At 47.8% G+C, this 12,075-nt stretch carries 8 protein-coding genes; all 8 read left to right on the top strand.

What is annotated here, in order from left to right:
* Positions 1–86 precede the first annotated feature (86 nt).
* On the top strand, positions 87–1,103 hold the full coding sequence (locus ONB37_05025; GenBank protein ID MDZ7399509.1) for a PorV/PorQ family protein: 1,017 nt from the start codon (positions 87–89) through the stop codon (positions 1,101–1,103).
* A gap of 559 nt (positions 1,104–1,662) precedes the next feature.
* Positions 1,663–3,228: a serine hydrolase gene (locus tag ONB37_05020; GenBank protein MDZ7399508.1), complete on the top strand. Its 1,566-nt coding sequence runs from the start codon at positions 1,663–1,665 to the stop codon at positions 3,226–3,228.
* A gap of 262 nt (positions 3,229–3,490) precedes the next feature.
* Positions 3,491–4,402: a ChbG/HpnK family deacetylase gene (locus ONB37_05015; protein ID MDZ7399507.1), complete on the top strand. Its 912-nt coding sequence runs from the start codon at positions 3,491–3,493 to the stop codon at positions 4,400–4,402.
* Positions 4,403–4,812: 410 nt separating this feature from the next.
* The gene (locus ONB37_05010; protein MDZ7399506.1) at positions 4,813–5,799 is read left to right on the top strand and encodes a PorT family protein; all 987 of its coding nucleotides are present in this window, start codon (positions 4,813–4,815) and stop codon (positions 5,797–5,799) included.
* Positions 5,800–6,269: 470 nt separating this feature from the next.
* The gene (locus ONB37_05005; protein ID MDZ7399505.1) at positions 6,270–8,552 is read left to right on the top strand and encodes a beta-galactosidase; all 2,283 of its coding nucleotides are present in this window, start codon (positions 6,270–6,272) and stop codon (positions 8,550–8,552) included.
* 521 nt (positions 8,553–9,073) lie between these two features.
* Positions 9,074–10,228, top strand: a complete 1,155-nt coding sequence (locus ONB37_05000) for an acyl-CoA dehydrogenase family protein (GenBank protein MDZ7399504.1) — start codon at positions 9,074–9,076, stop codon at positions 10,226–10,228.
* Between the two features lie 129 nt (positions 10,229–10,357).
* Entirely contained in the window at positions 10,358–11,053 is a 696-nt protein-coding gene (locus ONB37_04995; protein ID MDZ7399503.1) for a hypothetical protein, read from the top strand.
* 260 nt (positions 11,054–11,313) lie between these two features.
* On the top strand, positions 11,314–11,928 hold the full coding sequence (locus ONB37_04990) for a hypothetical protein (protein MDZ7399502.1): 615 nt from the start codon (positions 11,314–11,316) through the stop codon (positions 11,926–11,928).
* Positions 11,929–12,075: the final 147 nt, after the last annotated feature.

Below are 12,075 nucleotides of genomic sequence, written 5' to 3'. Positions count from 1 at the left end.
AGATTTGGAATTTGTTTGGAAATTGGAATTCGGGATTTATTTGAGATTTGAGAGTTGTTGTTTGCAGTTTAACGAAGGAGACGCTCATGCCATATAAAAAACTAATTGCTATTGTCGCAGTGATACTCTTTGCGACACAAGCTACTACTGGTCAGGTCAAAAAAGGCCAGGTGGGATTTCGATTCCTTGAGAATCCGATCTCGGCGGAGGCCATCGGCCGTGGCGGATTGGGCCTGGTGACGATTCGTAATGCCAATACGGTGTTCTGGAATCCCGCTGGTCTCGGCTGGCTGGATGGGAAACTTGATTTGTGCATCAATTACACCAAAGGCATTGCTGATATCAACAACAGTTCCTTCGCTGCAGCCTACGCCATCGGTCGGTTCGGCATCCTGGCCCTGGATTTTCTGATCATGGATTACGGCGAGTTTTACGGCACACGACGGGCGAACAACGAGCAGGGATTCATCGATACTGAGACGTTTTCACCTCAGAGTCTGGCGCTGGGGCTCTCGTTCAGCCAGCGGGTGAGCGATCGCTTTTCCTATGGCGTTCGGGTCAAATATGCCCGACAGGACCTGGGCAGCGCCTGGATCGCCCTGGCAGGCAAGGACGTGGATGATCCAAACCTACAGATCGGCGAAAAATCGTATGTTCATGGCGAGCCAGCCATCGACATCGGCGCCATTTATGATTTTCTTTTTCACAACATCCGCTTCGGCGCTGCCATCCAAAATTTTTCTCGAGAGATCAGATACGAGGAAGAGAAATTCCCGTTGCCGTTTGCCGTGAGCTTTAGTTTGACCATCGATCCGATCTCGTTTTTTATGCCTGAGGAAAAAGATTATTCGCTGCTGGTGGGTCTCGAGACCCGTCATGCTCGGGATTTCCGTGAGAAATTCAAATTTGGGGCGGAGTTCGAATATCAGCAGTTACTGATTCTGCGTTCGGGCTATATGGGCAATTACGATGAGCGAGGCCTGACGCTTGGTGTGGGGGTAAAACAGAAGCTGCTGAATAACCGCTTCCGTTTCGATTACGCCTATCAGGATTTCGGGGTATTCCATGGCGTGCATATTTTTTCCGTGGGCGTGACTTATTGAGCTTGGCTTCCCCACGGATGGTAGAACCACCACGGAATTTGATTTGAAAAATGATTTTTGTGGTTGTTCCATTTCCGTGGTCAATAGTTCTGTGGCCTTTCAATTCTGAGACCAAAAAATTTCCCCACGGATGGTAGGACATTCACGGATTTTAACCTGAAAAATGATTTTTGTGGTTGTTCCATTTCCGTGGTCAATAGTTCTGTGGCCTTTCAATTTTGAGGCCAAATTGGTTTCCCCACGGATGGTAAAACTAACGCAGATGTTAATTTGAAAAATTTTTTCCGTGGTTGTTCCATTTCCGTGGTCCAAATCTATTTGACTTGAGAATTATTTCTGAGACCTTTCGATCCGCCAGCAGGCGGACCGTCTCGCCAACTGGCGGACGGTTCTGAGACCAAAAAATCTCCCCATGGATGGTAGAACAGCCACGGATGATTTCTGTGGGAGTTCCAGTTCTGTGGTCAATATTTGTTTTGCCATTCGGAAACATTTCAAAGTGCCACGTGGTCACAACATTGCGCCCAATAATAGGGCGACAAATTTAAGGAGATCTTCAATGCGAAAAGCACTCTCGCTTCTTTTGATTCTTATTTTGATCACTTCAACATCTGCCCAACCGAAATTGCCCAAAAATTTATCAAAGCTCGATAACTATGTTACCAGCGTGATGCAGGAGTTTAAGGTCCCTGGGCTGGGATTAGCTATTGTGAAAGACGGCATAGTGCTGGTGTCCAAGGGCTACGGCCTGCGTAAGCTGGGCGAACCAACTCCTGTGAATGCCCAGACGTTGTTCGGCATTGCATCCAACACCAAAGCGTTTACCGCCACTGCACTGGCGATCCTGGTCCACGAGGGCAAGCTGGAATGGGATGCGCCAGTGATCAATTATCTGCCGTGGTTTCAACTCGCCGATCCGTATGTCACTCGGGAGCTGACCATCCGTGATTTGCTGGTTCATCGGAGCGGTTTGGGCCTTGGTGCAGGCGATCTTCTCTGGTGGCCTGCCACAACCTATGATCGCAAAGAAATCGTGCGCCGATTGCGCCATATCCCGCTGGTGAAAAGTTTCCGCAGCGCCTATGCCTACGATAATGTGCTGTACAGCGTGGCTGGTGAAGTGATCGAAGCGGTCTCGGGTCAAACCTGGGAAGACTTTGTCGCCCAGCGAATTCTGGGGCCAGTCGGTATGGTCAATAGTAAGACCAGAATTTCAGCTTTCAACGAAGCACCGAATGTCGCCATCCCACATGCTGAGATCGAGGGAAGGGTGCGGCCTGTCGTGCCATTCGTCAGCGATAATGTCAATCCCGCAGGCGGGATCCTATCCAATGCCGAGGACATGGCCCGCTGGATGATCGTGCAGTTAGATTCGGGTCGCCTGCAGAATGGCGAACGGCTGTTTCCGCCAGCGACCATGCGGCAGCTCTGGGGCTTCGTCACGCCCATTCCCATTGCCGATCCGCCAGCCGAGTTGGCGCCGCTGCGGGCGAATTTCAATGGCTATGCCCTGGGATTTAGCCTGCGAGATTATCGGGGCTATAAGCTGGTTTCCCATACGGGTGGACTGCCTGGCTACGTCTCTCGGGTGGCAATGATTCCTGAATTGAAACTCGGCGTGGCGGTGTTGACCAATCAAGAATCTGGTTATGCCTTTAACACGCTTGTCCACCATATCCTGGATCAGTTCATGGGGGCGCAGCCGTTTGATTGGTTGGCGGCCTATCGCAAAATTAAATTCAAAGCGGATTCGACAATGGCGGCCCGAGAGCAAAAAATTATGGCGGCTCGGGATTCCACCTCCAGGCCATCGCTGCCGCTCACTCGCTACGCTGGCAATTATGCCGATGCCTGGTACGGTGAGATATCGATTGCTTTGGAACAGGACAGATTGGTCATGCGCTTCTCGCACACGCCTGATCTGGTGGGCGATCTGGAGCATTGGCAATATGACACCTTTATCGTCCGCTGGCGCAATCCCGAACTCCGAGCCGATGCCTTTGTCACCTTTGCGCTCAATCCCGATGGCTCAATTGAGCAGGCCAAGATGCGGGCCGTTTCCCCTGCAACGGATTTCAGTTTCGATTTTCAGGACCTGTTGCTGAAGCCAGTGAAACCGAAATAGCAAACTGCGCAAAATTGCTCTAAGAATCTGCGTCTGAATTTGTTCGAATACGTGTGGCTTAGCTCATTCGGAGGCAAAAATTTGAAGGTGAATAAAATCCTTTAGTCGAACTGAAATGCATTTGATGCTGTCCAGCCATTTTATATTGTTCGAGCCCATTGCCTAAAGATGGTTTGCCAGTTGCGTTCGGCGGAATTGCTATTGGATCGATTAGGGGAAAATAAAATCATTTTTTCGGATAAAAGTTTAGGAGAGAAATTCGATGAAAATAGCTATTTTGCTGCTGATGATTTCGGTCATCCAGTTGTTCATCAATGATAGTACCATTGCTGCTGAAACCGATGAAAAATCAAAAGAGCAGGTCACATTGATGATCCGCTGCGACGATATCGGCATGTGCCATACCGTCAACATGGCGGCGCAGCAGGTGATCGAAGCGGGCCTGCCGTTTTCCGCCTCGGTGATGTTTGTCTGCCCCTGGTATCAAGAGGCGGTGGATATTTTGAAAGGGCATCCCGAAATTTCGGTGGGTGTTCATCTCACGCTGAATGCGGAATGGAAAAATTATCGCTGGGGACCGATCCTCGGCAAAGGCGGCGTGCCCAGCCTGGTGGATAGCTGCGGTTATTTTTTCCCGTCCCGAAAGGCATTTTTTGATAACAATCCCAAAATCGAGGAAGTCGAAATGGAGCTACGGGCTCAGATTCAGCGGGCGTTGCAGTCTGGCCTGAAGATCGATTATGTGGATTACCACATGGGTACTGCCGTGGACACACCTGAGTTGCGGGCACTGGTGGAACGATTGGCTCAGGAATACGGCCTGGGCATCTCCCGCTATTTCGGCGAAGTGGACATGAAAAGCATCTACAGCGTGGCGCCGCCGCACAAAACCGACAGTCTGGTCGCCATCGTGAAACGGCTGGAGCCAGGGACAAAGCATCTGGCGGTATTTCACATCGGCATGACCTCGCCCGAGATGAATGCGCTGGTGGATCTGAACCCAGGCGGCCTGCCGCAGATGAGCCAGCATCGTCAGGCGGAATGGAAGGCGCTGTGCTCGAAGAAATTTCGGAAAGCTTTAAAGGCGAAAAATATTCGTCTCGTGACCTATCGTGACGTCATTGGAGAAGTGGGGCTGTCGAATATGAAATCGCCTGTGAGCAAGGATTATTAAGCTGATGATTTATGATTGATAATATATCTAGGTGAGGTTACCCATCATCCAGATCTGCCAGTCGGCCATAGATTTCAATTTAAGCAAATACATAATGAGGCACTGTCATTCTGAGGAGCGAAGCGACGAAGAATCCCTTCAATAGATGCAACTACTTTCGTTTAATCACAAGAGATTCTTCGCTCTCCTTCGGTCTACTGGCGGACAGATCGCTTAGAATGACATTGTTCTCTGAAGTTGACGCCAATTACCAGTCGGCGGAGAGGAATCTGGTTAATCAATCGATTGCATGAGAAATACAGATTCCTCACTCCTGCGTCCGCCAATTGGCGGACGGATCCGTTCGGAATGACGAAAAATTTCAATTTTGCAGAAATTGATTGATAGAAAATTTGCGGAGGCCAACTCAGATGAAAAAGATTAAAATTTTATTTGCCCTGATTTTTATTGCCTTCGCTTTGTGGGGAGGAGCAGATTGCCAGACACAAAGAAATACCCTCCACAGGATTGATTTGATCTCATCGCTCAAGTATCCTCCCTTAAATAAAAATCTATCCGTGCAACCCTCAATAACCTTTGCTTCTGCCAGTGCCGATCAACAAGGATTGAGTACCTTTGAGAAAATTTTAAATGTTCCACTGGGGATCATTTTGGGCTCATTTGCTGGCTATTTGATCGGGAGCGCAATTTCGACAACCGACGAAGAGCAACGCCTGGTCAATCGAATCAAAGGCGGATTGATCGGAGCATTTGCTGGCCCGTTTGTCAATTATGAAATCCTGTTAAAGATGAAAGACGTGAACGATCGTCCCAATCGCTGGTATTTGAAGGCGGGTGGGAATGTGGTTTTCCCCAATCATGACGCTGCAGCAATCAAGCCAGGTTATGCGGTTGGCCTGAGTGACTACTTTACACTGGGCCGACGCTTCGGGTTGCAGGGTGATTTTATTTACCAATCACGGCAATTTCGGCTGCCCAATCAAAAGATTCTTTACAGCATGATCGGATATAAAAAAGTGGAGACCCATGATATCAATTTCTGCGTCGGTTATTTTGATATTTCACTCCTGCTGAATTTTAAGTTGCTATCCCATCGGAATGCGTCCTTAAATCTGGCCATTGGCCCCTCCCTCGCTATTGAGTTGCATGACAATACCAAATTTCATTTCATCAGAGAGGAAGATAATGTCGATGATTGGGATTTCAGTTATATCATGATGGATCCAGCACCGCTGTTCGGTTATGCAGCGATGAGTTATCACCTTGAATTGCAGCGAGGCCATTGGCTCTGGCAGTTGGGATTTCATCATTCGGTTTATGATACTGATGAGATTTATCCATTGGACAGCAATACGAGGTTGCGGACGGTTGAATTGAGTGTTGGGTACAAATTATAGGATAGTACTGATTCCATCGCTTGGAGCGATGGAATCAGTTTGATTGGCAATGGCAAAAAATCTTCCCATTAAAAACAGCTCTCAGATTATCATTTATCAGACAGAGGGCTGGCAAACGAAAATCAAGGGAAAGCACCAGAACACTCAACCTGTAAGGGATTCTTACGAGTTCATCGAACAGCATAAATTGTTCGACAACTTATTCCTTTCTAAGAAGAATGAGATGAAGTAGAGTTAAATATGATTCCGATATGGCTGAGCTATTCGGGAAGCGTCGCTTTGATAAAATTTGAAGATAAAAAAGACTTCAAAAATCAACGATTCGGAAATTCCGAATAGTTCATATTAAAGGAAAAAAAGAGAAAGCCGAGGGTCCTGATTCCATCGCTTGGAGCGATGGAATCAGGACCCCCCAATTGGCTTTATTTATTCGCTAGGTAATTGAAAACAAAGAAGGATTAAACGAAATTATGATCGAAAAATTAACGTTACTCTCTTTGATAGTTATATTGCTTGTCGTTCATGCTATGGGCCAAGAAAAAACTCGTCTCAAGCAGCCCGACTTCTTCCCCGTCTCCGTCTGGTACAGCGGCGGCAAAGCCCGTGCGCCGATGTTATCGACCATTACCCCCAATTCCCGAGCCGAATGGAAGAAAGATTTGCAGCAGATCAAATCGCTCGGCTTCAATACCGTTAGAACATGGGTGGAATGGGCGCATTGCGAGCCTCGGCCTGGCGAATATCATTTCGAAAATCTTAAGCTGCTGTGCGAATTAGCCCAGGAAGTCGGGCTGAGAGTCATCATTCAAATGTACGTGGATTCGGCGCCCGATTGGGTGGGCAAAAAATTCCCCGATGGATTATTTGAAACGCAAAGCGGCGACAAAGTCCATTCCCAGGCAGCGCCAGGATTTTGCACCGATCATGCAGGCGTGCGAGAGGCGGTGCTCAATTTTTATACCGAGACGGCCAAAGTTGCAGTGCAATATCCCAATTTTCATGGCTGGGACCTGTGGAGCGAGCCGCATATCGTCAACTGGGCCTACATCAATTATGTGCCCAATGTGCAATTCTGCTTTTGCCCCCATACCCAGGCCAAATTTCGAGACTGGCTGCGGCAGAAATACGGGACGCTGGCCAATTTGAACCAGGCCTGGTATCGCAATTTCGAGAGCTGGGACGAGGTGCATCCGCCCCGCTTCGGCACGATTTTGAGCTACACCGATTTTATCGACTGGAAGAATTTTATCTATGAAAAATTGGCGGGCGATCTGCGGATGCGCTACGAGGCGGTGCGTCGGGCGGACAAAACTCACGTGATCACATCTCATGCTGCGGTGCCGTCGATCTTCTATTCGCCGTTCAACGGCTATGGCGCAACCGATGATTTTCTCATGGCCGAACAGGTGGATTTTTACGGCACATCGCTGTATCCCAAGCACAATCATCCCGCTCGCCATTGGGAGTTGTGGAAGTTTCAGGTGGCCGTGGATTTTTCCCGTAGCGCCAACTTGAAGAACGGCGGTTTTTATGTGGGTGAATTGCAGGCGGGCAAAGGGACCATCGGGCTGCAAATTGGGAATCCAATTACCCCCGAAGATCATCGCCTCTGGATGTGGTCGGTTGTGGCCAAAGGGGCGAAAGCGATCAATATTTACGCTTATTATCCCATGTCCTCGGGCTATGAATCGGGCGGTTATGGCTTGATCAATCTCGATGGCAGCCTCACCGAGCGGGCGCAACGGGCAGGAGAAATCGCCCGCATCATCCATCAGAATCAACAGCTCTTGCTCGAATCCAAACCCATTCCTGCTCAGATCGCCATCGTCTATAATCCGCTGGCGCAGATGGTCGGCGGCGAGCAGCGGGGCGATTTCGATGGGCATCAAAATTCGCTCATTGGCTATTACCGATTTTTTGTCGAGCACAACATTCCTGTCGATTTTATTCATCGTAGAAATCTGGAAACAGGTGATGTTTCCCAGTACCAATTGATTATCGTCCCCTATCCGCTGATGTTCAGTCAGAAAGCGGCCGATGGGCTGAAAAAGTTCGTGAGCGATGGCGGTCATGTCGTGGCCGAAGCCCGTCTGGCCTGGAACGATGAGCGGGGCTTTGCCGCCGATGTTATTCCTGGCATGGGGCTGCATGAAGTGTTCGGCGCCATCGAATCCCAGGTGAAAATGGCCGAGCGGGCAAAATTGGTGGTGGCGAACAATGTCCATCCTGTTTTGAAAGGTTTGTCCAGTGGCGACACACTCAAGGGCGCTTATTTTGCTGAGTCACTGGAACTGCTCAAAGGTCGCCAAGACCAAATTCTAGCCACACTCGACGACGGGACGCCTGGCATCATTGCTTCCCGATTTGGCAAAGGCGAAACGATCCTGATCGGTTCGTTTTTGGGCCTGGCCAATCATCCAATTGCGGATCAGAGCAACAATCATTTTTTAAAGAATCTGCTGGATTGGGCAGGGATCGTTCGGCCCGTGACCACGTCGCACGATGGTCAGCCCGATAACCCGATCGAGGTGCGGTTGCAGGAGAACAGGGATGGCCAATTACTTTTTATCTTGAATCATGGTGAACAGCGGGAACAACTTCATGTCCGTTTGAAGGTAAAGAAAGATGGAATGTTGGATCTGCATGAGATTATCACCAATCAAAAGCTTCAATTGAAATCGAAAAATTCGGTACTGGAATTCGATTCGAGCATTGCTGGCAAAGAAGTTCAGGTGTGGCGGATTGGATTGTAATTTATAAAATGAATTTGCACCAAAAATATGAAGGTTGTTATTCCGATCGGACAGCGTGTGTAAAAAATAAAAAGTTTGCTGTCGTTCCGAATGGAGCGAAGCGGAATGAGGAATCTCTGACTTCAAGCGAGGCAATGTTTTGCATCGATTCCTCTCTGCGCTTTGGCGGATCGGAATGAGGTTTTTCACTATGGAGATTTCATTTTCACACATGCTGGGAGCGCAGCGGAGGGAGGTCGTGGATACTTTTTAGAGCGAATTGATATGATCAATGACTTAAAAGATAGTCCTCCGCCTGTTTGCGGATCAGAATAGCAACAAGCGTTTTAGAGCCGAATATAATACTACCTAGCCAGATTCATGAAAAAGCTGCTTTGGAAACTGCAAACATCCCCCCTGTCCCCCCTTCAAAGGGGGGAACAACAGAAAGTCTCCCTTTGGAGGGGGATTTAGGGGGGATGCTAGTTTTAAATCTGATTAAGTAGCAACAACTAAAGAATAAAAGAAGGAGCGTGATCACCATGGATTTCAAATTTCCCGAAGAATTAGAGATGTTGCGACAGATGATCCGCAAGTTTGTGGATCAGGAGCTCAAACCGATTGCCAGAAAGATCGATGAAGAGGGCGAGATACCTGCTGATTTCATGCAGAAGATGAGAGAATTGGGTTTTTTTGGTTTGGCATTTCCGGAAGAATATGGAGGAGCTGGCGCAGGTGAATTGGGCTATTGTATTTTTGCAGAAGAGATATCTCGGGGCAGCGCTTCGATCACGACACTGATGGGCGCTCATGCCAGTATTGGCGCGATGTCAATTTATCTCGATGGAACAGAGGAACAAAAGCGGAAATATTTGCCAGCGCTCTGTTCTGGCGAGAAAATAGCGGCATTTGCCCTTACCGAACCAAACGCTGGTTCTGACGCTGCAGCGATCGAGACAACAGCAGTTCGCGATGGAAATGATTTTGTCATCAATGGCCAAAAAATTTACATTACCAATGGCAGCATCGCAGATATTATCATCGTATTTGCGGTGACCGATAAAGCGCTTGGGGCACACGGTGGCGTTACAGCTTTTATTGTCGAAAAGGATTTTCCAGGCTACAAAGTGGGACGCGAGGAGGATAAAATGGGGATTCGGGGCACGAAGACCTCCCAATTATTTTTTGAGGATATGCGAGTACCAGCCGAAAACGTAGTGGGACAATTTGGCGCTGGTTTTCGGACGGCCATGAAAGCACTGGATCGGGGCAGGTTGGGATTGGCGGCTGGTTGCTTGGGCGCATCCAAAGAGGTTCTGCAATTATGTATCAAGCACGCAACGGAGCGCAAGCAGTTCGGTAAGCCTATTGCAGAGAATCAAGCCATTCAGTGGATGTTAGCCGATTCGGCGATGGAAATTTATGCGATGGAGAGCATGATCTATCGCGCTGCCTGGATGTGCGATCAGGGCATGAAGTTCACTCAGGAAGCCGCCATATGCAAAGCATTTTGTTCCGAAGCTGCGGATCGTATTGCTGATCGCGCCATTCAGATCCACGGCGGTCTTGGATATATGAAAGAGTATCCGCTGGAATTGTTCTATCGCGATGCAAGAATCAACCGTATCTTCGAGGGCACGAATGAGATCCAGCGCTTGATCATAGCCAATAATCTATTAAAAAAAGGCTCATATTAATCATTGAAAAAGTCATTTTGAAATAATTATGATCGGAGCGCTAAACTGATGCATTGGAGGCGCGATCATGAAAAATCAATCCATCACACCAGTAGTTTCAGTTTGAAATAAGTCATAAAGAGGATCATTATGAATATCATCATTCTCATCAAACCGATTCCCGATTTGAGCAAAATAAAAGTGAGTCGCGGCCAGGGACAAGTGTTTGAAACTGGCAAAAGGGTGATGAATCCTTGGGATCGAACTGCATTGCAAGTGGCGGTTGATCTGAAGCAGTCGCACGGGGGATCGGTGAATGCCATATCGCTTTGCCGTGCAGAAGATAGTGAGATTTTGCGGGAGGCATACGCCATAGGGGTTGACAACTGTTATCAATTGACCGATCCACAATTTGAAGGTAATGATCCCTATATCAGTGCCGTTGTTTTGAGCCGTGCTATCTCCCGCCTTGGACCGTTTGATTTGATCCTTTGCGGGGCAAAATCTGAAGTTGGTTTTAGCGGACAAATCGGACCACGGGTTGCAGAAATACTAAATCTGCGGCAGGCAACCTCTGTCTTATCGCTTTCGATTCAGGGGACTGCAATCGTCGTGAGTTCGATGATCAAAGGTAATCCCATTGAACGAACAATAAATTTGCCAGCATTGATAACCGTGGAGCAAGCGATCTGCCAGCCGAAAATCCCCACTGCCATGATGATTATGAAGGCCTATAAGAAGACGATCGTTGTCTGGAATGCCAATGATCTTGGATTTACTGCTCATGAAATTGGAGACTCGGCTGCATTGACTCGGGTTTATAGTCAATATTTAGTCGAAGCTTAATTTGCCGATCTGCTTTTCTTCAGCCCGCAATGCATGAGAGATCTGATATGGTTTTTAAAAATAGTTTCCCCACAGATCATAAAAGAGCCACTGATGGCTTTGAAAAATGAAATTTCTTCCAGATGATAGAACTGCCTCAAGTGGCTCTTCAGAAGTACCTTGCGGATGAAACGAACGCCACCGAAGTAACTCGAAAAAATTTTCTGAGGGATTTCTATCATCAATTTTAAAAAAGTGATTTTGTTTTGAATTGAGGTGATATGATGAATACCAGAGAAGCCGAATCAGGATATGATTTTTGGGGAGCAGCCCCAGAGTCTGGTGCCGTGTCCACGACAGGAATTTTTGTATTTGTTGAAACCGATGATTCAGGCATCGCTTCCGGTTCCTTAGAAGCCATGGCCAAAGCAAGGGAATTAGCTGATGCGCTGGGCACAGGGATTGCGGCGATTTTGCTTGATTCCGAGGATGAAAGTCTAGCTAATAAGCTGATTTATGCGGGAGCGAACAAGGTATTTTTGGCTAGTGATAAGCGTTTCGAGCACTATGAAACTGAGCTTTACTGCGACCAGATCGCCGCTTTGATCCAGAAAGCTGATCCCGAAATTTTTATAGCTGCTTTATCCGACATCACAAAAGATTTTTTTCCTCGATTAGCTCAACGAATCTCTACGGGATTAGTAAGCGGGTGCATCCAGCTTGAAATCGATACTGCCGAGCGATCTTTGCTGGCAACTCGGCCGATCTATGGGGGCAAAATGTGCGAGGTGATCACCTGGAAGCAGGCGCGACCCCAGATGGTCTTATTACAGCGTGGAATTTTCCCCCCAGCAATCGTTGATGAATATCGCAGTGGCGAGATCGAAAAAATCTAGCGATTTGAAAAAGTGATTGACTTTATGATTGCGGCGTTTTATATTAAATCTAAATTCTTAAAATGAACTTAAATGGCTTTAAAAAAATTTTAGCCCACGAAGAAAAACGAAAGACTGGTCTCAAAGAATAGTTTTCGTGCCACTTCG

The sequence above is a fragment of the candidate division KSB1 bacterium genome (genome assembly GCA_034506395.1).
Classification (GTDB): Bacteria; Zhuqueibacterota; Zhuqueibacteria; order Thermofontimicrobiales; family Thermofontimicrobiaceae; genus Thermofontimicrobium.
The sequence above is the reverse complement of the archived record's forward strand: the minus strand, read 5'-3'. Positions and strand labels throughout refer to the sequence as shown.